Genomic DNA, 22,402 nt, shown 5'->3' with positions numbered 1-22,402 from the left:
TAATGGCAGAAATAAAATGGGATAAGCTGGACAATACCGCCCATCTGTTTCCTGTGATTGCAGGAGAGAGTATGAGCAATGTGTACCGGATTTCTGTTACTTTAAAAGAAGATATAAGGCAGGAGATATTACAGGAAGCCCTGGAACGGGTGCTGCCCTGGTTTGACGTATTCCGGGTACGCATACGTTATGGGGTATTCTGGTATTATTTTGAGACAAACCAGAAACCGGCTCCGGACGTGAAAGAAGAATACCGTTACCCCTGCCAGTTTATTTCCCCCAACCGGAACCGGAATTACATGTTCCGGGTCAACTATTACAAAAACAGGATTAATCTGGAAGTATTTCATGTGCTGACAGATGGAATGGGGGGAATCACGTTTCTGAAAGAACTGACTTACCAGTATCTCCGTCTTGTCCATCCGGAGCTTCAGGAAAAAATGGGGGACGGCCTGTGCAGCGACACATCCCTGAACCGGGAGGACAGTTATCTGAAAAATTACAAAAAAAGCCACAGAAAGGGCTACAAGACAGAGCGGGCCTATCTGGTGAAAGGGGAAAAATTAAAACCCCTGCAGCTTGGAGTTATGCACGGATACATGCCCATTCAGGCGCTGAAAAAGGTGTGCAACGGATACGGGGTATCCATCAATGAATATCTGGTGGCTTCCTTTCTGTGGAGTATTTATCAGGAATGCCTGCATGGAATGCCTTCCGGGCGGCCGGTCAGCTCCTGTGTTCCGGTGAATCTGCGGCCTTATTTTGATTCCATTACCATGAAGAATTTTTTTGTGATTGTATCGGCTGTGTTTCGGCCGGAAAAAGAAAGCTATACCTTTGAGGAAGTGGTGCAGATTGTGGCGGAGAGCCTGCGCGGCCAGATTAACCGGGAACATCTGGAAAATCTCTTTGCCTACAATGTGTCCAATGAGAAGAATTTTATTCTGCGGGCCGTGCCTTTGTTCATTAAAAATATTGCCATACGTTATGTGTATCACAGCAGCGCTCTTGCCAATACCACAACAGTGACCAATATCGGAAATATTCAGGTGCGGGAGGAATACCAGGACTATATTGACGGGTTTCGGGCTTTTCTGTCCATGTCCAAGGGGCAGAATATCAAGGGAACCATCTGTTCTTACCGGGATACGCTGGTATTTACCATCAGCAGCAATCTGGCGGATGTGTCGGTGCAGCGGGGATTTTTCCGGCGCCTTTCTCAGGATGGAATACCGGTAAGAATTGAGACGAATGGAGTATATGACGAATGAGAGAATGTAAAAAATGCAGGGTGGAAATTCTGGATGATACCAGAGTCTGCCCCCTGTGCAGCAGTGTGCTGGAAATATCCGGGGAGCCGGGAACCTGTACCGGTTATCCGGATGTAAAATCCACAGTGCGGAAACTGAATTTTATTGTGCGGCTGTACAGTTTTCTGGCTATTATTGCGGAAGTGACGCTGATTATTGTTAATTATCTGAATTTTCACGGCGTCTGGTGGTCGGCAGTCAGCGGCATCTGTATTTTGTATTTTTATATTACCCTGAAATATTCTCTGCAGAAAAATAAAGGGTATCAGACCGTTATTGTGGTTCAGGTGATCGGCGCCGTACTTCTTGTAATTGCGGCGGACTATATTGTAGGCTACCGGGGATGGTCGGTCAATTACGCATTGCCGGGGGCCGTGCTTCTTCTGGATGTTACCATTGCCAGCCTGATGATTGTAAATGCTTCCAACTGGCAGAGTTATCTGCTGATGCAGATTTTTACAGCGCTGATTTCCATTGTCTGTACTGTGCTGTGGTGGCTGGGAATCATCACAAGGCCCATGTTTTCCCTGACAGCTCTGGCGGTATCCCTGTGTATGCTGCTGGGTACGCTGATTTTCGGAGATCGTCGGGCAAAGGCGGAATTAAAAAGAAGGTTTCATGTGTAAGGGAAAGCAGAGGAGGAATTATGAGAGAGGTCAGTGTCAGAGGAAAAGTTATTCGTGATATGATTGCCCATGTGGCCAATGACAATCTGATTGGAAGAAAATTAAAGACGGGGGAATTGCGCAAAAAGCTGGTGGAGCCCAAATGGCATTGTCCGGACTGTTTTTATCTGGAAGAAATCGGGCTGCCGAACTTTCAGATGGAATATCTGATCAGTAAGGAATCACCAAGACAGGATTATGTGATATTGCAGCTTCACGGAGGCGGATATATCGGAGCCATGCGTAACGCCTACCGTTCTTTTGCGGGACTGTACTGTGAAGTCAGCAGAGGTATGAGCGTACTCACCATTGATTATCGGGTGGCGCCGGAGGACCCCTATCCGGCAGCACTGCAGGATGCAGTGGAGGCCTGGGACTGGCTGAAACAGGCAGGATGGCACAGCAGGCAGATTTTTGTGGCCGGAGATTCGGCGGGAGGAGGTCTGGCCCTGGCCCTCTGCATGTACCTGAAAGACCACAACAGACGGCTGCCGGGAGGCCTGGTTCTCATGTCTCCCTGGGCAGATCTGACCGCCAGCGGCCCGTCTTATGAGGATAATTATGAACGTGACCCCCTGTTTGGAAAGACCAGGGACAGCCTGATTTATAACCGGGATTATGTGGGATGGCACGACCCCAGAGATCCTTATATCTCTCCCATGTTCGGAGAATACTGGGGGTTTCCGCCCATGCTGATTCAGGCAGGCTCCATGGAAATGCTGCTCAGTGATTCTGTTGTGGTGGCTTATAAAGCGAAACAGCAGGGAGCAAAAGTCCGCCTGAGCATATACGAAGGCATGTTTCATGTGTTCCAGATGGGCATGATGATGATGCCGGAATCTGTAGAGGCCTGGCGGGAAATCGGCAGATATTTTGAAGTGGTGGCGGGAACAGGAGAATCGCGCCGGAAAATGTAATGCGAGTTTACGCTTTGGCGAGCTGTGCATCTTAGTTTTTCTTCTACAGGAAAGACACTTTCTCGCTTTAGCGTGACAAGGTCTTTCCTGTAGAAGAACAAATAAACCCCTTCTGCATAGAGTAATAGAAATGCAGCAATGGAGTTTTTATGATTCATATATTAATGCAGGTACTTTACGGTACCGGATTCACATTTCTGATGACTTCGCTGGGAGCGTCCCTGGTGTTTTTCTTTCGCGGGACCATTGGTGAAAAGCTGAACCGCGCTTTCCTGGGATTTGCCTCCGGCGTTATGATAGCAGCCTCTGTATGGTCTCTGCTGATTCCGTCCATGGAACAGAGCAGTGAACTGGGAATGCCTGTCTGGCTGCCTCCGGCAGCAGGGTTTGCCCTGGGAGGCTGCTTTCTGTATCTGGTGGATAAGACATTGCCCTGGTTCCATGGAGACAGCAGGGAATGCAGTTCCCTTCTCTCCAAAGACTGTCGTGCAGCCTGCTGCCTGGCAGAAGAAGGAGGGTATGAGAAAGGGCAGAAGAAGAAAGACGGGACGAAACTGCTGGTACTGGCAGTCACAATGCATAACATTCCGGAGGGCATGGCGGTGGGCCTGGCCTTTGTCCTGGCGGGACAGCATCCCCAGGATCCGGTGTATCTGGCTTCTGCCATGGGTCTTGCCATGGGAATCGGAATTCAGAACTTTCCGGAAGGAGCCGCTATTTCCCTGCCGGTCCGGCAGTCCGGTGCGGGAGCTTTTAAAGCATTTTTCACGGGCTGCCTGTCCGGGCTTGTGGAGCCTCTGGCGGGAATTCTTGTATTTCTCACAGCGGCGGCGGTGGTTCCGCTGATGCCCTGGCTTCTTGCTTTTGCAGCAGGCGCCATGATTTATGTGGTGGCGGATGAAATGATACCTCAGGCGCAGCCTGACGAGTCATCCAATGTGGGAACCATCGGTGTTATGGCTGGTTTTCTGATTATGATGGTGATGGATGTGGCGCTGGGATAGCAGGAAATCACAGCAGGTGCGGAATCGGAAGGTAGCAGGGAAGTCCCTGCTCAAAAGCAATTTCCGCCTCTCCCTGAATCAGGGGCTTCAAATAGGAAATCATCTTGTCTGTTACATCATTTCCCTGCGTATTGATAAAGTCTGCAGGAACTGATTTTACCTGGTTGGCAATCTCAGATACCGGAGCATCGCCGCAGACAGCCTCATAGGGCTCGTCGCCGGTGCGCCGGAGGATTACCATCCGGCCGGTTTTTCCTTCAGCAGCCAGAGAAACGCCGTAAACGCCCTGCCGGAACGATTCGTCCAAATCTGTCCGGGAAGCGGCCAGAGAACTGCAGCGCTGAAGGATATTGAATTCAATGGAGCGTACTTTTACGTCCAGGCGCTCCTCCACCAGATATTCCAGTGTTTTGCCGGCTCCGCTCAGGCGGCTGTGGCCAAAGTTATCGGCAGTTTCTCCGGAGGCACTGATATATGTCCCATTTTTGTCACGGATTCCCTCTGAGACAGCCACAATCACATTGTCGTATTCCTGAAGAAGGCTTCTCACATCATCCAGAAAGTTTTCCGTATCAAAGGGCTGCTCCGGCAGATAAATCAGGTGAGGGGCGGCGCAGTATTCATTTCGGGCAAGAGCTGCGGCGGCAGTCAGCCATCCGGCGTCACGTCCCATAATCTCCACAATGGTAACGCTTTTCATATTATAAATGGAAATATCGTGGAAAATTTCCAGCATGGAAGAAGCCACGTATTTGGCGGCCGAGCCAAAACCAGGGGTATGATCTGTCACGCATAAATCATTGTCAATAGTTTTGGGAATACCGATAATACGGACAGGGCTCTTTATGGCAGCGGCGTAAGCGGACAGTTTGGCCACGGTGTCCATGGAATCGTTACCGCCGATATAGAAAAAGGCTGCGATTTCAAGTTCCCGGAATACCCTGAAAATAAATTCATAAGTGTCCTGGCCATCCTCCGGTTCCGGGAGTTTGTAGCGGCAGGAGCCCAGGTACATGGCCGGGCTTACCATCAGGCGGCGTATATGTTCCTGTTCCCTGAAATCGTCGGTAAGGTCCAGAAAACGTTTTTCCAGAATTCCGGTAATCCCATTGAGGGCGCCGTAGATATGCTCATAATCAGGGTGCTCCAGGATACCCTGAATAACGCCTGCAAGGCTTGCATTGATAGCGGCTGTGGGGCCTCCGGACTGGGCAACAATACAATTTTTCATGTGAATTCTCCTTTTCATATACTGGTAACAGGCAATTGCCTGCGCATACCAGTTAAATTTTATTATATTTTGGAGAAAAAGGCAAACAAATATGATATGGATTTTACCAAAAATATCGGAACATATGCTTTTTGGGAAATTTGACTTTTTATGGAAAATAAACTATACTGATTGAAATGTTTCTGAACAGAGATTAATATGAAAATAAATGACAGGACAAAAGTTCCGGCGGGGAAAGACAGGAGAGGTACGTGAAATGAAGATAATAAAAAAGGTGTGGGGAGATTCCTGTTTTGACCGTTATTCTTTCGGAATTCTGATTGCAATAGAACTTCTGATGTCCTTTACGTTTCTGGGATATCTGCATATACCGCCTATTTCTGTCACGGTGGCATACCTTCCCATTCTGGTGGCGGGATGTGTGTTTGGTCCCGTGCAGTCTGTAATCATGGGGGCTGTTTTTGGAGCTGCCAGTATGTATAAAGCGTCTGCTTCTTACGTTATGCCGGCAGACGCAGTCTTTTCTCCTTTTTTAAGTGCTTCTCCGGTCGGCAGTCTTTTGCTGAGCGTGGGAACAAGAGCGCTGTTTGGCCTTGTCATCGGGCTTGCATTTCAGTTTGTGAAAAAAAGAAAATACGGTCGTCTGTGGATTGGCGTGATTTCTGCAATTGCGCCTAAGATACATTCCCTTTTTGTTTATACAGCCATGGGACTTTTATTTCCGGAACTTGGGTATCATTACAGCAGAGCCTTTCAATATGACTGGGACGATGGAGTTTTTGCAGCGGTCTGTGTAATTACGGTGGAATTATTGTGGGCTGCTTATCAGAAAGATACGGTGCAGAATATCAGGCAGTGCATAGATCAGTCAGGGAATAATCCCTATGCTTCCGGAAAAATGAATGTATTTTTTATGGGATTTGAATGTTTTCTGCTGGGTATGGCTGTTTCTGCGGCGGCCTATTTTTCCCAGAGAGAATCTTATATGCTGGAGCGGCACGGGGTGAAGGTATCGGATTTGATTTCTTCTGATTTGTTCCATCTGCAGATGCAGTTTCTGATTGCTTCCCTGGCGCTGAATATAATCTCCGTTATTTTGCTGATTTCCATTTACAAATATATGTCTTACAAAGAATACCGGGGAGAAATGGATGGGCTCACCGGCGTAATGGGAAGAAGAATGTTTCTCTACCACTGTGAAAAGGTTCAGAAAGCCAGTGGTACCGACGGGAAAAAAGCAGGATGGTTTCTGTTTGTGGATGTGGATTACTTTAAGGAAATCAATGATACGTTCGGCCATTCTGCGGGAGACAGGGTTCTGAAGGAAATTGCGGGGCGGCTGCACAGTACCTTTGTAGATGGCGGTACGGTTGGGAGAATCGGCGGAGATGAATTTGCTGTTATCATCGAAAATGCCATGTCCTGCCAGGAGCTGAACCGGCGGCTGGAACAGTTTCTGGCGGTGATTTCCGGGATACTGCCTGGAAAAAAGGTGAGCTGCAGCATAGGTGCGTATCAGTTTGCGTTTCCGCAGAATGTGGCGCATATACTGGCAGAAACCGATAGTATGCTGTATCGGGCCAAGGAAAATGGCCGGGCCTGTTATGTGATGAAAACATGCGGGTCCGGGGAATCACGGGATGGAGCGGAATGATAAAATTTTACAGAATCAGATAGTTTGCCGAAGCGGCGAATTTAAAACCGGGGGATGGAAATCATAATCCTGTCACCTGGTTTTATTTTGTTTAAATATAATAAGACAGGAGAAAAATACACATTTTAAATGCCAAAAAAATGTGAAATATTACATAATAAAATTGACAATGTGATAAAATCACAATATAATAAATCTAATCTGATTAGAAAGCAGGTGTTTATATGTTGATAGGATTTTCTGTAAGCAATTACAGATCATTTTTTGATACACAGACTATTTCACTGCTGGCAGGCAGAGTCACCAGGCACAAAGAGCATGTAATGATGAACAGTAATAAAAAAATTTTAAAGAGTGCTCTGATTTATGGTGCAAATGCCAGCGGAAAAAGCAATTTGATAAAAGCGGCACATTTTTCCAGAAAAATAATTTTGAACGGGCTGGATAAAGTGGATTTGACGAAAAAGCATTTCCGGGTAGAAAAAGAAACATACCGCCAGCCCGGAGTGTTTGAATACAGAATCCTGGTAAATGAAAAAGAGTATTCTTATGGACTGGCGGTTTCTTACGAGAATGAAGAAATTATATCGGAATGGCTTGTAAGAATAGAAGGAAGCGGGAAAGAAATATGTCTTTATAATCGTGAAACAGACGAAGATGGCAGGAGCCATGTCGGTACGGAGATTGTCCAGAAACGTGCAGAAGAAAATGTTCGCCTGAGGATTTATCTGGAGGATTTTGGATGGAATATTTCCGAAGCGTTCAGGAAAAAGACAATTCTGAGCGATATAGCTGAACGGGGAAATGAACAGAACGGCATATTTGCAGAAATTGCAGACGTGCATAAATGGTTCAGGCACATGATAATTCTGTTCCCCGGAACGAAGTACGGGGGTCTGAATGATGTTATTTCAGATGAAGATACGAAAGAGGTTTTTGCAGATTTGCTGTCATATTTTGATACTGGAATAGAGTCAGTGGAAGGTCAGCAGATGGAAATGGATTTTGATAAGGTACTGGAAAATCTGCCTGAAGAAAAAGTGGAGAAGATTAAAGAAGACATATTCGGTAAAGTGAATAAACATCCTGTGATGTTCAATATAAATCAGAAGATGTATGTGCTGCATAAAGATGAAAATGGAAATGTGATTTATAATAAAATGCTTTTAAATCATGGAAATATGGAGGATTTGTTTGAATATGCAGACGAGTCGGACGGGACAAAGCGTTTATTTGATCTGATTCCTCTGTTTTATGAAGGCGGTGATGACTGTGTGATTTTAATTGATGAGATAGACCGAAGTCTTCATACAAATATAACCAGGCGGTTTCTGGAATTGTTTTATGCGCTGACGGACAGTGAGAAAAAGCAGATGATAGCAACTACCCATGATACGAATCTGCTGGATTTGGATTTACTGCGGCAGGATGAAATCTGGTTTGTGGAAAGACAGGAAGACCACGGCTCCAGTATTTATTCCCTGAATAAGTTCCGGGCAAGATTTGATAAAAAAATTGACCGGGAATATTTACTGGGAAGATATGGCGCGATTCCCGTTTTTCATAAAGAATTTTCAGATCAGGAGGAAAGATATGTATAATAAATACAGGCTGTCCTCCGGTGCTTTTGAACGTGAGAAGGAAGAAGAAAAAGTTGATGTGGAAAAAGAATATGGTGATAAACTGGAAATTATAAAAGAAAATCCCAAAGTATCCTTAAATCATACATTTGTGAGCAAAGAAGTTTCAGAAAAAGCCTGTCATGGAAAAAGCGGGATTAATTTCAAAAAGAATTATATGCCATTTGTAGATAAAGCTATTCAAAGAGCAAAGAGAATGCCGGGTGACGAAGCAGAACTGGTTGACAGGATTGGCTGTAATATCTGGAAACTGCTGGAAGAGATGAGGAAAAGCTGAATTTTGTCATATACTGGCAGGAAAATTATGGTATAATATCGACAGATATTATACCGCCCGAATGGGCAAGGGTACCATACCATATCACGGGGTGATTATGGTATAATATGCACTGAGGAGGGACCCATCGTTTGCCTTGAGATGGGAGGAGACCTGAGTGCGAAAAGAAACAAAACAAAACGCAGAACGGAGGACAGCTATGAAATTTTCAGAAATGCCATATCAGAGACTGAACCGGGAAGAAACAGAAGCCGCCATGCAGGAACTGACACGCCGTCAGAAAGAGGCGTCCGGCGGTGAAGAACAGTTTGAAATCCACAGAGAGTACTACAAACTGGCTGACCATATCAAAACCTGCAGGATTCTGGCTATGATACGCCATGACATCAACACTGCCGACGAATATTATGAGAAAGAACAGGAATTCTATGACGAAGTGCAGCCTGTGCTGGACAATCTGGACAACGAATACCACAAAGTATTGTTTGAGTCCCCGCACCGGACGTATCTGGAAGAAAAAATCGGGCCGGTGGCTTTCAAAAACATGGAACTGGATTTTAAGTCCATGGACGAAAAGCTGATTTCCCTGATGCAGCAGGAAAATGCTCTGGTCAGCAGATACTCCAAACTGATTGCCTCAGCGGAAATCCCTTTTCGCGGGGAAATCTGCAATCTGTCACGGATGGGCAAATTCATGTCAGATACGGACCGGGACACCAGAAGGCAGGCCTGGAAGGCAGTCAGCAACTATTTTATGAGCGTAACCGGGGAAATCGACAGTATTTATGATGAAATGGTAAAGAACCGTACGGAGCAGGCCCGGCAGATGGGCTGTGAGAATTTTATTCCGCTGGGGTACTGCCGAATGCACCGGAACAGTTATGGGCAGGCGGAAGTGGAACATTTCCGCAGGCAGGTGAAGGAATATATTGTGCCTCTTGCAACGAAAATCCATGAAAACAGGCGGAAACGGCTGGGCGTGGAGCAGCTTTCCTATATTGATAACAATATGTATTTTGCAGAAGGAAATCCGGAACCGAAAGGTACTCCGGAGGAGATTTTGGCCAAAGGGCAGGAAATGTACCGGGAACTCTCTCCTGAGACGAAAGAATTTTTTGATTTCATGATGGAAAATGAACTGCTGGATGTGCTGGGCAGGAAAAATAAAGTGCAGGGCGGTTATATGGATTACCTTCCGGAATTTGAATCTCCCTTTATTTTTGCCAATTTCAACGGAACCAGCGGCGATGTGGATGTGATTACCCATGAATGCGGACATGCTTTTCAGGGGTATCTGGTGCGGAAAGAAGAGATTCGTGAACATCTGGATATTACCATGGAGACAGCGGAAATCCATTCCATGGCCATGGAATATTTTACGGAACAGTGGATGGAACAGTTTTTCGGCAGCCGGGCAGAGGATTACCGTCTGATGCACCTGGAGGACGGAATATGCTTTGTGCCTTATGGCTGTATGGTGGACGAGTTCCAGCATATTATCTATGAACATCCGGAACTGACGCCGGAAGAACGGAAACAGGTGTGGAAGAAGCTGGAGCAGGAATACCGTCCCCATATGAATTACGAGGATGATTCCTTCTTCGGAAAAGGAGGCTGGTGGCAGCGGCAGGGCCATATTTTCCAGATGCCCTTTTATTACATTGATTACTGTCTGTCTACCGTATGCGCCCTCCAGTATAAAATGAAAATGGACTTGAATTATAAAGAAGCCTGGGAGAGTTATCTGGCTTTATGCAGAATGTCGGCCCGGAAGTTCTACGTGCCCATGCTGGAAGAAGTCGGACTGAAAAATCCCTTTGCGGACGGATGTATCCGGGAGTTGACGGAGCATTTTGAAAAAATCATACTGTAACAGGAAACAGGAATGGGAAGAACGAAAAAGGACATGATAAGCAGGGAGGCATGTATGGACAAAATAGCGGAATATTTTTCCACAAACGGAGCAGAATACCTGCAGCTTCTGCGGGAGCATATGGAAATCAGCGGGAGTGTGGTACTGCTGGCCATGATTCTGGCGATTCCTATGGGAATTCTCTGCTCTCATTTTACAAAACTGCAGCTTTTTCTGGAACGCTTTTTCGGAGTTCTGCGGATTATACCCGGCCTTGCGGTGCTGCTGCTTTGCATTCCTGTGATGGGAACCGGGGTAAAACCTGCGGTGACGGCACTGACTATCCTGGCAATTCCTCCCATTCTGATGAATACCGTGCAGGGATTTCAATCCCTGCCGAAGGAAATTCTGGAGGCGGCGGAAGCCATGGGGATGAGCCGCCGGAGGTGCTTTTTCCAGGTCAGGCTGCCTCTGGCTTTTCCCATTATGTATGCCGGAATCCGGACAGCAGCCGTGGAAGTGATTGCAAGCGCCACGCTGGCCTCCTATATCGGAGCCGGAGGGCTGGGAGATATTATTTTTACAGGACTGGGGCTGATGCGGATGGATCTGTTGTATATCGGAGGAGTGTCCGTGGCAGTTTTATCCCTGCTTACAGGTTATGTGCTGGACCGGATTTACCGATATCAGACAAGATATCTCTGCAACTGAACCTTTACAACAGGAGGAAACGAATGAAGAAGATGATGAAAAGAGCAGGTACATTGCTGCTGGCAGGTGTTTTGGGAATGGGAGTTCTGGCCGGATGCGGTTCTTCCGGAGATTCCGATAAACTGATTCGCATTGCATCCAAAGACCTGACTGAAAATGAAATTGTAACGGAAATCTATGCGCTGGCGTTAGAGGACGCAGGATATAAAGTAGAGCGGAAATTCAATATCTCATCATCTGTGATACACACCACCATTACCAGTGATGAAATTGATGTATATCCGGAATACACAGGAACGGGTCTGCTGACGGTTCTCGGCATGGAGCCTCTCACCGATGAGCAGGAAGTGTATGACACGGTAAAAGAGGCCTATGACAGACAGTATCAGCTCACCTGGCTGGATTATTCCGCAGCAAATGACGGACAGGGCCTTGCCATCCGCACGGAAACGGCTGAAAAATACGGAATATCCACCATTTCCGATTTACAGCAACATGCAGGAGAACTGCGGTTTGCTTCTCAGGGAGAGTTTGACGAGCGTTCGGACGGAATTCCGGCGCTGGAAGCAGTGTACGGACCCTTTGAATGGAAATCCAGCAATATCTACAGCAATGCTCTGAAATATCAGGTTCTGGAAAATGATGAGGCAGATGTGGCTCCCGTATATACCACAGAGGGCAGGCTGGTGGAAGAGCAGTTTACATTGCTTGAGGATGATAAGCACGTGTGGCCCCCTTATAACCTTGCTCCGGTTATCCGGAACGATGTACTGGAGGAACATCCGGATATTGCTGATATTCTCAATAAAATCAGCGCAGAATTTACCACAGAGAATATTACCGGGTTAAATGCAAAAGTTGAAATCGACAAAGAGGAATACACAGATGTTGCAAAAGAATTCTACGAAAGTATCAAAAAGTAGAGGCGGGAAAATCGCAGTAGAACTGATACATGTGGAAAAACGGTTTCCGGGCATGACCTGTCCGGCGCTGGATGACGTCAGCATCCGAATCCAGGAAGGGGAATTTGTGACGGTGCTTGGCTCCTCCGGGTGCGGCAAGACCACGCTGATTAAAATGCTCAATCGGCTCTGTGAGCCGGACAGAGGGGAAATTCTACTGTTTGGCGAACCTGTCCGGGAGCAGAATCCTGTGATATTGCGCAGAAATATCGGTTATGTGATTCAGCAGATTGGCCTGTTCCCCCATATGACCGTAAAAGAAAATATATCTACCATTCCGAAAATTCTGAAATGGGACAAAAAGAAAACACAGCAGAAGGTGGATGAAATGCTGCGGCTGGTAGCGCTGGAGCCGGAAGAATACCGAAACCGGTATCCGGCCCAGCTGTCCGGCGGACAGCAGCAGAGAGTGGGAATTGCACGGGCGCTGATTGCAGACCCGCCCCTTATGCTGCTGGACGAGCCTTTCGGGGCCATTGACGCCATCAATCGGGAAGTACTCCAGACAGAGCTTAAAAAGATTCAGGAACAGTCCGGGAGAACATATCTCTTTGTAACCCATGATATCCGGGAAGCCTGGAAGCTGGGCACAAAGGTGCTTGTGATGAATCAGGGGAAAATTCTGCAGTTTGATTCCCCGGAGGAGATTCAGGCCCATCCGGCGGATGAATTTGTAACAGAACTTTTGCGGACGGCAGATATGGGGAAAGGTGAGGAAGTATGATACGGTATTTTGCAGAACACTGGGAGCTGTTTGGGACAGCATTTGCGGAACATCTGTACCTGGTGTTTGTGACTCTGTTTTTTTCCCTGTTGCTGGCCGCGCTCATTTCCGGTCTGATTTTAAGGAAAAAATGGCTTTCCAACGGGGTGGTGCAGATATTCAGCGCTGTTTATTCCATTCCCAGTCTGGCATTGTTTGCCATTCTGATTCCCATATTCGGACTGGGTAATCAGACGGCTGTTATCGTGCTGGTGATATATAACCAGTATCTGCTGATACGGAATATTCTGGCAGGAATCTGGAATATTGACGCCACAATACTGGAAGCAGGAATCGGAATGGGAATGAGCCGGTGGCAGTTAGCCCGTACCATTCAGATTCCGCTGGCCATGCCTTCCATTCTGGCGGGAATCCGCCTTGCAATTATATCCACTACGGGAATCGCCACAATTGCCGCCACGATCAATGCGGGTGGTCTCGGTACCGTATTATTCTCCGGACTGCGTACCATGAACGTGTATAAAATTGTATGGGGAACGATTTTAAGCATGGTAATAGCCCTTGGGGCAGATGTGAGTCTGAAAAAACTGGAAGAACTGTGGAGACGGAAAGGAGAAGCAGGACGTAAGCTGTGAACTTACAGTCCTGCCATAATCATAATTGCAAGCTGATCCCTGCGCACGGCGTCTTCTGTTCCCTTTACCGCAGAAGCACTGGCGTCGAGCTCCATGTTACAGGAGGCGGAACGCATAAGTTTCTCACGAAATGCTTCTTCTTCCTGTTTTGCTTTCTCAGCCCTCTGTTCGGCCTTTGCCTGCATCTGCAGCTTCATGGCATTTTCCATGGAATCCAGCATACGTGTCATTTGATATATCATGAACAGAACCTCCCTTTACGAAAAATCATGTCATAAATTTTCTCTGTAATACTTTTATCGGAAACTTTCGTGAATTCTTAATGTTCCAGCTTGACAATCCGGGATGAGGAAAATTATAATAGTACTGTTCATTATGGGAGATTATGTAAATTTATAAGAAATATGGATGATAAAACAGAAGAAAGGTGTGTTATATGAGAAGAACGAAACAGATAACAGGTATGGTATTATCCCTTATGCTGCTCACCGGGCTGTTCTGGCCAATCAGGGCTCATGCGGCAGGAACGGTGACAATTTCCGTGTCCTCCTCCACGCTGAATGTGGGAGACCAGGTGACGGTAACCGCCTGGGCAGCCGGGCCAAACGGAGAGAAGGCAATTGCAAAACTGGGATTTAATTACGACAGCGGGAAACTGTCTTTTGTCAGTTGCAGTGAATCCTCCTATTCCGGCGGAGAAGGAGGCTATGTGGGCGTATCAGCCAATACAGCGTCCATTACCCTGAAAGCCACTGCTGCCGGAACTGCAGCAGTGACAGTCAGCGGTTCCAACGGGGTCAATGTCAGCGACGGAACCCTGGAATACGGAGAACTCACAGCAGGGGGAACGAAACTGACGGTAAGCGGCACAGGAACAGGGAACGGACAGCAGGGCAGTGAAGGGACTGCCGGCGGCACAGAAAATGGAGTGAAATCTGAAGACAACAGCCTTGCCTCTCTTAAGATTTCACCGGGTACTCTGTCTCCGGCATTCCAGTATTCTGAAACAAACTATACGGCAACCGTGGGTGAAGATGTCACCAGCATTTCAGTGGATGCAAAACCTTCCAATGAAAAAGCGACGGTAGAGTCCATAACCGGGCATACGGATTTAAAACCGGGGCAGAATACCATAAGTATCGTGGTAAAGGCAGAAAACGGTTCGACTGCCACATATAAAATTACAGTGACCAGAGGCGGAGCAGGAGAAACAGCCGCGCCGGAAACTCCGGAAGGAGAAGGGGAAACAGCCACGCCGGAGGCACCGGCCGAAAATCCGGAAGGAATTACCTTAAACGGTCATCCGTTTAATCTGGCAGCCACTGTTCCGGAGGATGTGATTCCCCAGGACTTCACGAAAACCACCACCACATGTAATGGCCAGCAGGTGGAAGGGCTTCTGTTTGACAAAGCGCCCCTGATGCTGGTGTATCTCACCACGCCCAGTACGGAGGTGAAGAATACCCTGGCAGTTTTTGAGGAGGCCAGCGGGGTTGTTTACCCGTTTCGGAAAGTGGATTTGGGAGAAAATTACCTGATTCTGTTAAATCCCCCTGCAGAACCGGGGCTTTCCGCAGAATATACGCCTGCTGCAGGAACCCTGGCAGGTTATGAAAATGTTCCGGTGTTTGTAAACGGGGCCGCAGTGCAGACAGCAGCCGCTCCTACAGAAGCTCCGGCCGAAAATCCCGAAGGGGAAGCTGCCGCTCCGGAGGGAGAAGCCACTGTTCCGGAGGATGGAGCAGCCGCTCCTGTCACGGAACTGCCGGAGTTTTCTCTGGTATACGGTGCCAGCAGCCAGGGAAATGTAGGCTGGTATCAGTATGACGCAGCAGAAAATACCTTCCAGCGCCATGTAATAGCGGCAGCCGCTCCGGAGACGCCCCAGGATACGGAAGAAGGAACAGACAGCGTGGAACTGCAGGGACTGCAGAGCGCCTATAAGGATCTGGAAGAACAGTTTAATGAGAAAAAGGAAAGTTCCACGAGAAATACGGCTATTATGATTTTTGTTATTGCAGTGCTGCTTGTGGTTATTGTAAATCTGATACTTCGGGGCAGGGGAGACGATGAGGAAGACGACGAAGAAGAATTTCTGCCCAAAGAACGCAAATTCCTTCTGAGCAGGCGGAAAGCCAGGGAAGATGACGATGAAGAAGAACTGTGGGAAGAAGAAAAACCCAAATCCAGGCCGGCAAAGAACGTGAGCCAGGAAACCAGACCCATTGGGAAGCCGGAACCTCAGAAAGGACCGGAAGGCGTACAGCATCCGGATATCCATCGGAAACTGGAAATTCCCAGAAAAATGGAACCGCCCAGGAAAGTGGAGCCGCCCAAAAAGCTGGAACCTCCCAGAAAGATGGAAACAAAAAAGAAAACAGAAGCACCAAAAGCTCCGGAAACGCCTGTAATGACAGAACCCGGAAAGAATCTGGAATTAGAGGATGATTTTGAAGTGATTGATCTGGAAGATTTATAAAAGACAGGTGTATCATGTATATAGAAATTGATTTTAACAGTGATGAAGCCATTTACATGCAGCTGCGCAACCAGATTGTGCAGGGAATAGCCACGAACCAGTATCAGGAGGGGGAATCCCTGCCTTCGGTGCGCCAGCTTGCGGAAAGTATCGGAATTAACATGCATACCGTAAATAAAGCATATCATGTATTACGGCAGGAAGGATTTATCCGGCTGGACCGGAGAAACGGAGCGGTGATTTTTCTGGAGGAAGATAAAAGCCAGGCAGTCCGGGAACTGCGGGAGACTCTGCAGGTAATTCTGGCAAAGGCAGTCTGCAAAAATATTTCCAGAGAAGAAATACATCAGCTTACAGACGAGATACTGGATGAATATGAATTTTAACGGAACGCAGCTTTTGCTGTGTTGACAGGAGGAGCGAATGCATAAAAAATATACGCCCCAGGCAGGAAAAGTCCTGGAGCTGGCAGCCAGGCTGTCCAAAAAGCTGCAGCATAATTATGTCGGTACCGAGCACATTCTGGCAGGACTGCTTCAGGAAGGAACCGGAGTGGCGGCAAAAGTTCTGACGGATAACCATCTGGAGGAGAAAAAACTGCTGGAGCTCATCGAGGAACTGATTGCTCCGGGAGAGGGCACTGCTTTGCTGGATGGAGACGGGTATTCTCCGCGGACTCAGAAAGTGCTGGATACGGCAGAGAAAGAGGCGGGCCATTTTAACAGCAGTGAGACAGGTACGGAGCATCTGCTGCTGGCCATTATCAAAGAAAATGAATCTGCCGCAGTGCGCCTTCTGAATACCATGGGCATTAATTTACAGAAGTTGTATATTGATTTGCTGGTGGCCATGGGAGAGGAAGGCAGTTTTTCCAGAGAAGAACTGAAATCCGCCAAAGGAAGGAAGCGCAGCCTGGAGTCCACGCCGGTGCTGGACCAGTATTCCAGAGATCTGACCAGGATGGCTCTGGAGGGAAAGCTGGATCCGGTAATCGGAAGAGAAGAAGAAATACGAAGGGTTATCCAGATTTTAAGCAGGCGCGGGAAAAATAACCCCTGTCTGATTGGAGAACCAGGAGTGGGCAAAACGGCCATTGCGGAAGGGCTGGCACAGCAGATTTCCCTGGGCCTGGTGCCGGAATCCGTAGCGGGGAAACGGGTGATTACCCTGGACCTTTCCAGTATGATTGCAGGCTCCAAATACCGGGGAGAATTCGAAGAACGTATTAAAAAAGTAATCCGGGAAGTGGTGGGAGCCGGAAATATTCTGTTGTTCATGGATGAACTTCACACGATTATCGGCGCCGGAGGAGCAGAGGGAGCCATGGACGCCTCCAATATTCTGAAACCCTACCTTGCACGGGGGGAATTCCAGATGATTGGCGCCACCACCGTGGAAGAATACCGGAAATATATCGAAAGAGATGCGGCGCTGGAGCGGAGGTTCCAGCCGGTGATGGTGGAGGAACCCACCATAGAAGAAACGCTGGAGATTCTGAAGGGACTGCGCAGATTTTATGAAAAGCACCATCAGGTCATGATTACGGACGAAGGACTGGAGGCAGCGGCAAGGCTTTCCGACCGGTATGTCACCGACCGTTTCCTGCCGGACAAAGCCATAGATTTGATGGATGAGGCAGCGGCAAAAGTCCGTCTGGAAGGCGTAAAGACTTCCACAAATCTGCAGGATATCCGTATAGAAATCAACCGGGTTACCGAAGAAATGGAAGATGCCATTCAGAAAATGGAACTTCAGCAGGCTTCTGAGCTGCGCAGAGAAAAAGAAGCTCTGCAGGCAGATTATGATAAGTTGCAGAAAAAGGCAAAGAAATCCATGAAGCGCAAACGGGCGGAAGTGGGGGAAAATGAAATAGCCGAGGTGGTGTCCCAGTGGACAAAAATTCCCGTAAAACGGCTGGCAGAGGAAGAGTCCGCCAAACTGCGGAAACTGGAATCCGTGCTGCATAAACGGGTTATCGGCCAGGAAGAAGCAGTGTCTGCAGTGGCAAAAGCAGTGCGCCGGGGCAGAGTTGGCTTAAAAGACCCCAACCGTCCCATTGGCTCCTTCCTGTTTCTGGGCCCTACCGGCGTGGGAAAGACAGAGATTTCCAAAGCCCTTGCAGAGGCCATGTTCGGCAGCGAATCCGCCATGGTGCGGGTAGACATGTCGGAATATATGGAAAAGCACAGCGTGTCCAAAATGATTGGCTCGCCTCCCGGATATGTGGGATATGACGAGGGAGGACAGCTAAGTGAGAAAGTAAGGCGGAATCCGTATTCTGTCATTCTTTTTGATGAGATTGAAAAGGCCCATCCGGATGTGTTTAATATCCTGCTGCAGGTACTGGATGACGGTCACATTACTGACGCCCAGGGCAGAAAGACAGATTTTAAAAATACGATTATCATAATGACTTCCAATGCGGGGGCCCAGTCTATTATTGAGCCGAAAGCGCTGGGATTTGCTTCCGTGGAAGATGCAAAGCACAATTATGACCGGATGAAGGACAGCGTAATGGAAGAGGTGCGCAGGATTTTCCGGCCGGAATTTCTGAACCGTATTGACGAGACCATTGTGTTCCATGCCCTCACCAAAGAAGATATGAAGAAGATTGTAACGCTGATGACCAGAACGCTGATTGAGCGCTGCAGGACTCAGATGGGAATTGAACTCCGTATCACCGGAGCGGTAAAAAGCCATATTGTGGACACAGCTTATGAGCCGAAGTACGGTGCACGTCCTCTGCGCAGAATGATTCAGAATAAGATAGAAGACGGTCTGGCGGAAGAAATCCTTTCCGGCAGAGTAAAAGCAGGAGATATGGTGGAGGCTGCCATGCACAAAAAGGAAATTACCTTTGTAGTCAGAACGAAATAGCAGTCCGGGAGCAGACAGCAGAATGACTGTAAAAGTATGTAAAATATTGCTGGCAAAACCGGAGGATTTATTATATAATTAATGGTGTCAGGAAAGCAGACAATTTCAACAGGAGGATAAAAAAATGGCTGTAGTAGAAGAACTGATCCGTACAGAAAGCAATGGAACTTTAAGTTTTGGGAATTACAGGCTGACGTCCAAGGCAAAAGCAGATAATTTTGAATTCGGCGGAGACCTGTATAAGGTAAAGACTTTTCATGAAATCACCAAACTGGAGCGAAATGGTATGTTTGTGTACGAATCTGTACCGGGGACCACAGTGAGTCAGCTTCAGGTGACAGACAGCGGCGTTGCGTTCCGGGTAGAAGGAGCAGAAGACGCACAGATTACCCTGGAACTGGAAGAACAGGCAGAATATGAAGTGGTGGTAGATGGCGTGAATGCAGGCCATATGAAGACGAATCTGGGTGGGAAGTTAAGTCTCAGCGTGGAATTGAATGAAGACACTCCGGTTGCTGTTCAGATTGAAAAAGTTGGATAACATACAGACAGTCAGGGCATTTCAGAAGTCCGTGCAGGACTTTTGAAATGCCCTGTATTATGTATACGTCAGGCAGAAGAGGATGAAATATGGCAAAGGGAAAAAAGATCACCGTGTATTTCTGCCAGTCCTGCGGATACGAGTCTTCCAAATGGATGGGGCAGTGTCCGGGTTGCCGGGAATGGAATACATTTGTGGAAGAATCGCTGGAGAAAAAAGCGGCGGGAAAGATAAAAAGCACTCCGGGGGGAAAAGAAGAACTGAAAACCGCCAGAATATCGGAGATTGACATTCAGTCCGGCAGCCGGACAGCGACAGGATTCAGAGAACTGGACCGGGTGCTGGGCGGAGGAATCGTGTCCGGTTCACTGGTACTGGTGGGAGGCGACCCAGGGATTGGGAAGTCCACCCTTTTGCTGCAGGTGTGCAGGAATCTGGCAGAAACGCAGGAAGTGCTGTATATTTCCGGAGAGGAATCACTGCAGCAGATTAAGATGCGGGCCCAGCGGATTGGGCAGTTTTCCGATAATCTGCAGCTATTTTGCGAAACAGGCATGGAACGGATTGAGCAGGTTGTGGAGCGGCAGAAGCCGCAGGTTGTAATTATTGATTCCATTCAGACCATTTACAGTGAAGAAATAAGCGCCGCACCTGGAAGCGTATCTCAGGTGCGGGAAACCACCGGAAGACTTTTACAGATTGCAAAGGGCATGGGGATTACGGTTTTTATTGTGGGACATGTGACGAAAGAAGGGGTTGTGGCAGGACCGAGAGTGCTGGAACATATGGTGGACACGGTACTCTATTTCGAGGGGGACCGCCATGCTTCTTACCGGATTCTGCGGGGCGTCAAGAACAGGTTTGGCTCTACCAATGAAATCGGGGTATTTGAAATGCGGGAAGAAGGGCTTGTGGAAGTGAAAAATCCTTCAGAGTTCATGCTGAACGGAAAGCCCCAGGGCGCCTCCGGCTCTGTGGTTGCCTGCTCCATGGAAGGTACCCGTCCCATACTGGTGGAAATACAGGCCCTGGTGTGCCGCAGTAATTTTGGAATTCCCAGGAGAACAGCGGCCGGAACAGATTTGAACCGGGTAAACCTGCTGATGGCAGTGCTGGAAAAACGGGCGGGAATGTCCCTGTCAGCCTGTGACGTCTATATAAATATTGCAGGAGGCATCCGGATGAATGAACCGGCCATTGACCTTGGGATTGTGATGGCCCTTGCTTCCAGTTTCCGGGACAAAGCCATAGATGAGAAAATGATCTGTTTCGGGGAAGTAGGGCTGAGCGGTGAGGTACGGGCAGTCCAGATGGCCCAGCAACGGGTGACGGAAGCCCGGAAACTGGGATTTGAGACGTGCATTCTGCCCAAAGTGTCCATTCCGGGACTGACGGATACCAAAGGGATAAAAATTATCGGTGCGGGAACCATCGGGGAGGCCATTCGGCAGATGTAGCCCAAAAACCGCGTTCGGTGCAGATTTGTCCGAATTGTTCAGAATCAGGAGAGAGACAGATGAAGGAGGAAAGAAATGAACAGTATGAAATCAGACAGAACGGAGATTTATGCAAAAACAGACCATACATTATTGAATCAGACAGCTACATGGAAGGAAATTCAGCAGATTTGTGAGGACGCCCTGGCCTATGGCACTGCCTCCGTCTGCATCCCTCCTTCTTATGTAAAACAGGCGCGGGAATATCTGGGAGACAGAATGGAAATCTGTACGGTAATCGGATTTCCCAACGGTTATAATACCACGGCTGTAAAAGAATTTGAAATCAGGGACGCTGTTGCCAACGGAGCCGGTGAACTGGACATGGTTATCAATCTGGGATGGGTAAAAGACAGCCGGTTTGATCTGGTGGAAGAAGAAATACGTATTCTGAAAAAAGCCTGTCAGGGAAGGATTCTGAAAGTCATTGTGGAAACCTGTCTGCTGACAGAAGAGGAGAAGCAGAAGCTGTGTGAAACCGTAACCAGCGCCGGAGCTGATTTTATCAAAACTTCCACGGGATTTTCCACTGCAGGGGCTACCTTTGCCGATGTGAAACTTTTAGCGGAACATATCGGCCCGGAAGTAAAAATAAAGGCGGCAGGAGGAATTTCTTCTTTTGCAGATGCGCAGGAATATCTCCGGCTGGGCGCAGACCGTCTTGGCACCAGCCGGATAATAAAACTGGCAAAGGCAGAGGCAGAAGAAAGCTGAAAAGAAAATACCCGCTTGCAGAAGAAGCAGATGACAGCCCCGTACACTTTGTTATGTTATCCGGAAATCTGTGCTTTTCTGTTCCGGTACAGAATACGAATGGAGTTCAGTACACAAAGCATGGCAACCCCGCTGTCTGCAAATACTGCCATCCACATGGAAGCATACCCGGCAAGGCCCAGAACCATAACCAGTGCCTTGACGGTCAGTGCAAAGACCACATTCTGCCAGGCAATCCGGGTAGTACATCTGGCAATGGAGATGGAGTCCGGGACAGCTTCCATGTCAGAGGTCATGAATACCACGTCGGCAGCCTCAATGGCTGCGTCTGCGCCGCTGCCCATGGCGGCTCCCACATCAGCCCCGGCAAGAACGGGCGCATCGTTGATGCCATCTCCCACAAACATGACGGAACCGTTTGTCCTGCGGATTTCCTGCAGCTTTTCCAGTTTTTCTTCCGGGAGCAGACGGGCATGTACCTGTTCAATACCGGTTTCTGCCGCAACTGCCTGGGCGCTTTCCAGTGCGTCTCCGGTCAGCATGGCAGTGGTTATATGAAGGCGTTTCAGGGAGGCAACAGCTCTGGCAGATTCCGGTTTAACCGTATCGGAAATCAGCAGATATCCGGCCAGAACTCCCTGGACTGCAAGAAAAACTTCGGTTCCGTAAACAGTCTTTGTGCAGTCCGATAAATCCACATGAAATTTTTCCAT

21 protein-coding genes (1 of these 21 cut by a window edge) are annotated in these 22,402 nt (G+C 48.1%); 18 read left to right on the top strand and 3 right to left on the bottom strand.

Annotation, left to right across the window (positions count from 1 at the left end):
* Positions 1 to 2: 2 nt before the first annotated feature.
* From VSQ32_09160 to VSQ32_09145, 4 genes are all read left to right on the top strand, one after another.
* Positions 3 to 1,271, top strand: coding sequence for a hypothetical protein (locus VSQ32_09160; protein MEH2943025.1), 1,269 nt, complete (start codon positions 3 to 5; stop codon positions 1,269 to 1,271).
* Positions 1,268 to 1,936: a DUF6320 domain-containing protein gene (locus VSQ32_09155; protein ID MEH2943024.1), complete on the top strand. Its 669-nt coding sequence runs from the start codon at positions 1,268 to 1,270 to the stop codon at positions 1,934 to 1,936. The genes VSQ32_09160 and VSQ32_09155 overlap by 4 nt, the downstream gene beginning before the upstream one ends.
* A gap of 20 nt (positions 1,937 to 1,956) precedes the next feature.
* On the top strand, positions 1,957 to 2,892 hold the full coding sequence (locus VSQ32_09150) for an alpha/beta hydrolase (protein MEH2943023.1): 936 nt from the start codon (positions 1,957 to 1,959) through the stop codon (positions 2,890 to 2,892).
* A gap of 149 nt (positions 2,893 to 3,041) precedes the next feature.
* Positions 3,042 to 3,896 (top strand): ZIP family metal transporter, encoded by an 855-nt coding sequence (locus VSQ32_09145; GenBank protein ID MEH2943022.1) that lies wholly within the window; start codon positions 3,042 to 3,044, stop codon positions 3,894 to 3,896.
* Positions 3,897 to 3,903: 7 nt separating this feature from the next.
* On the opposite strand, the gene VSQ32_09140 is transcribed toward VSQ32_09145, so the two are convergent.
* On the bottom strand, positions 3,904 to 5,133 hold the full coding sequence (locus tag VSQ32_09140) for a 6-phosphofructokinase (GenBank protein MEH2943021.1): 1,230 nt from the start codon (positions 5,131 to 5,133) through the stop codon (positions 3,904 to 3,906).
* Between the two features lie 250 nt (positions 5,134 to 5,383).
* On the opposite strand from VSQ32_09140, the gene VSQ32_09135 reads away from it, so the two are divergent.
* The 8 genes from VSQ32_09135 (at position 5,384) to VSQ32_09100 (ending at position 13,582) form a co-directional block, all read left to right on the top strand.
* Complete coding sequence (locus VSQ32_09135; protein ID MEH2943020.1) at positions 5,384 to 6,781, top strand: ECF transporter S component; 1,398 nt, start codon at positions 5,384 to 5,386, stop codon at positions 6,779 to 6,781.
* A 224-nt stretch (positions 6,782 to 7,005) separates the two neighbouring features.
* Complete coding sequence (locus VSQ32_09130; GenBank protein ID MEH2943019.1) at positions 7,006 to 8,382, top strand: ATP-binding protein; 1,377 nt, start codon at positions 7,006 to 7,008, stop codon at positions 8,380 to 8,382.
* Complete coding sequence (locus VSQ32_09125) at positions 8,375 to 8,698, top strand: hypothetical protein (GenBank protein ID MEH2943018.1); 324 nt, start codon at positions 8,375 to 8,377, stop codon at positions 8,696 to 8,698. The genes VSQ32_09130 and VSQ32_09125 overlap by 8 nt, the downstream gene beginning before the upstream one ends.
* A gap of 199 nt (positions 8,699 to 8,897) precedes the next feature.
* Positions 8,898 to 10,571, top strand: a complete 1,674-nt coding sequence (locus VSQ32_09120; protein MEH2943017.1) for a M3 family oligoendopeptidase — start codon at positions 8,898 to 8,900, stop codon at positions 10,569 to 10,571.
* 54 nt (positions 10,572 to 10,625) lie between these two features.
* The gene (locus VSQ32_09115) at positions 10,626 to 11,261 is read left to right on the top strand and encodes an ABC transporter permease (GenBank protein ID MEH2943016.1); all 636 of its coding nucleotides are present in this window, start codon (positions 10,626 to 10,628) and stop codon (positions 11,259 to 11,261) included.
* A gap of 23 nt (positions 11,262 to 11,284) precedes the next feature.
* A complete protein-coding gene (locus VSQ32_09110) occupies positions 11,285 to 12,184 on the top strand; it encodes a glycine betaine ABC transporter substrate-binding protein (GenBank protein ID MEH2943015.1) in 900 nt (299 codons plus the stop codon).
* A complete protein-coding gene (locus VSQ32_09105) occupies positions 12,147 to 12,947 on the top strand; it encodes an ABC transporter ATP-binding protein (protein MEH2943014.1) in 801 nt (266 codons plus the stop codon). The genes VSQ32_09110 and VSQ32_09105 overlap by 38 nt, the downstream gene beginning before the upstream one ends.
* The gene (locus VSQ32_09100) at positions 12,944 to 13,582 is read left to right on the top strand and encodes an ABC transporter permease (protein MEH2943013.1); all 639 of its coding nucleotides are present in this window, start codon (positions 12,944 to 12,946) and stop codon (positions 13,580 to 13,582) included. The genes VSQ32_09105 and VSQ32_09100 overlap by 4 nt, the downstream gene beginning before the upstream one ends.
* A gap of 2 nt (positions 13,583 to 13,584) precedes the next feature.
* Here VSQ32_09100 and VSQ32_09095 read toward each other — a convergent pair whose 3' ends face one another.
* On the bottom strand, positions 13,585 to 13,824 hold the full coding sequence (locus tag VSQ32_09095; protein ID MEH2943012.1) for a hypothetical protein: 240 nt from the start codon (positions 13,822 to 13,824) through the stop codon (positions 13,585 to 13,587).
* 194 nt (positions 13,825 to 14,018) lie between these two features.
* Here VSQ32_09095 and VSQ32_09090 point away from each other — a divergent pair, with 194 nt between their 5' ends.
* From VSQ32_09090 to deoC, 6 genes are all read left to right on the top strand, one after another.
* Entirely contained in the window at positions 14,019 to 16,061 is a 2,043-nt protein-coding gene (locus tag VSQ32_09090; GenBank protein ID MEH2943011.1) for a cadherin-like beta sandwich domain-containing protein, read from the top strand.
* Positions 16,062 to 16,075: 14 nt separating this feature from the next.
* On the top strand, positions 16,076 to 16,447 hold the full coding sequence (locus VSQ32_09085; protein ID MEH2943010.1) for a GntR family transcriptional regulator: 372 nt from the start codon (positions 16,076 to 16,078) through the stop codon (positions 16,445 to 16,447).
* A gap of 37 nt (positions 16,448 to 16,484) precedes the next feature.
* Entirely contained in the window at positions 16,485 to 18,938 is a 2,454-nt protein-coding gene (locus VSQ32_09080) for an ATP-dependent Clp protease ATP-binding subunit (GenBank protein ID MEH2943009.1), read from the top strand.
* A 124-nt stretch (positions 18,939 to 19,062) separates the two neighbouring features.
* The gene (locus tag VSQ32_09075) at positions 19,063 to 19,479 is read left to right on the top strand and encodes an endosialidase (GenBank protein MEH2943008.1); all 417 of its coding nucleotides are present in this window, start codon (positions 19,063 to 19,065) and stop codon (positions 19,477 to 19,479) included.
* An 89-nt stretch (positions 19,480 to 19,568) separates the two neighbouring features.
* A complete protein-coding gene (radA, locus tag VSQ32_09070; protein MEH2943007.1) occupies positions 19,569 to 20,936 on the top strand; it encodes a DNA repair protein RadA in 1,368 nt (455 codons plus the stop codon).
* An 84-nt stretch (positions 20,937 to 21,020) separates the two neighbouring features.
* Complete coding sequence (gene deoC, locus VSQ32_09065; protein ID MEH2943006.1) at positions 21,021 to 21,689, top strand: deoxyribose-phosphate aldolase; 669 nt, start codon at positions 21,021 to 21,023, stop codon at positions 21,687 to 21,689.
* A 56-nt stretch (positions 21,690 to 21,745) separates the two neighbouring features.
* Here deoC and VSQ32_09060 read toward each other — a convergent pair whose 3' ends face one another.
* Positions 21,746 to 22,402, bottom strand: partial view of a heavy metal translocating P-type ATPase gene (locus VSQ32_09060; protein MEH2943005.1) — the end only. Its footprint extends 1,758 nt past the window's final position; 657 of the gene's 2,415 nt are visible here — the last part of the coding sequence; its start codon lies beyond the right edge, outside the window; it ends in the stop codon at positions 21,746 to 21,748.

It is taken from the genome of Lachnospiraceae bacterium JLR.KK002, assembly GCA_036941025.1.
Lineage (GTDB): Bacteria > Bacillota > Clostridia > Lachnospirales > Lachnospiraceae > Petralouisia.
Note: the sequence above shows the minus strand (reverse complement) of the source record. Positions and strands in the feature narration are given on the sequence as shown.

Coding starts and splice junctions, on each gene's coding strand:
- VSQ32_09155 (MEH2943024.1), top strand. CDS start 1,268: ATGAGAGAATGTAAAAAATGCAGGGTGGAAATTCTGGATGATACCAGA.
- VSQ32_09090 (MEH2943011.1), top strand. CDS start 14,019: ATGAGAAGAACGAAACAGATAACAGGTATGGTATTATCCCTTATGCTG.
- VSQ32_09120 (MEH2943017.1), top strand. CDS start 8,898: ATGAAATTTTCAGAAATGCCATATCAGAGACTGAACCGGGAAGAAACA.
- VSQ32_09115 (MEH2943016.1), top strand. CDS start 10,626: ATGGACAAAATAGCGGAATATTTTTCCACAAACGGAGCAGAATACCTG.
- deoC (MEH2943006.1), top strand. CDS start 21,021: ATGAAATCAGACAGAACGGAGATTTATGCAAAAACAGACCATACATTA.
- VSQ32_09160 (MEH2943025.1), top strand. CDS start 3: ATGGCAGAAATAAAATGGGATAAGCTGGACAATACCGCCCATCTGTTT.
- VSQ32_09105 (MEH2943014.1), top strand. CDS start 12,147: ATGTTGCAAAAGAATTCTACGAAAGTATCAAAAAGTAGAGGCGGGAAA.
- VSQ32_09130 (MEH2943019.1), top strand. CDS start 7,006: ATGTTGATAGGATTTTCTGTAAGCAATTACAGATCATTTTTTGATACA.
- VSQ32_09135 (MEH2943020.1), top strand. CDS start 5,384: ATGAAGATAATAAAAAAGGTGTGGGGAGATTCCTGTTTTGACCGTTAT.
- VSQ32_09100 (MEH2943013.1), top strand. CDS start 12,944: ATGATACGGTATTTTGCAGAACACTGGGAGCTGTTTGGGACAGCATTT.
- VSQ32_09080 (MEH2943009.1), top strand. CDS start 16,485: ATGCATAAAAAATATACGCCCCAGGCAGGAAAAGTCCTGGAGCTGGCA.
- VSQ32_09110 (MEH2943015.1), top strand. CDS start 11,285: ATGAAGAAGATGATGAAAAGAGCAGGTACATTGCTGCTGGCAGGTGTT.
- VSQ32_09145 (MEH2943022.1), top strand. CDS start 3,042: ATGATTCATATATTAATGCAGGTACTTTACGGTACCGGATTCACATTT.
- VSQ32_09075 (MEH2943008.1), top strand. CDS start 19,063: ATGGCTGTAGTAGAAGAACTGATCCGTACAGAAAGCAATGGAACTTTA.
- VSQ32_09150 (MEH2943023.1), top strand. CDS start 1,957: ATGAGAGAGGTCAGTGTCAGAGGAAAAGTTATTCGTGATATGATTGCC.
- radA (MEH2943007.1), top strand. CDS start 19,569: ATGGCAAAGGGAAAAAAGATCACCGTGTATTTCTGCCAGTCCTGCGGA.
- VSQ32_09125 (MEH2943018.1), top strand. CDS start 8,375: ATGTATAATAAATACAGGCTGTCCTCCGGTGCTTTTGAACGTGAGAAG.
- VSQ32_09095 (MEH2943012.1), bottom strand. CDS start 13,824: ATGATATATCAAATGACACGTATGCTGGATTCCATGGAAAATGCCATG.
- VSQ32_09085 (MEH2943010.1), top strand. CDS start 16,076: ATGTATATAGAAATTGATTTTAACAGTGATGAAGCCATTTACATGCAG.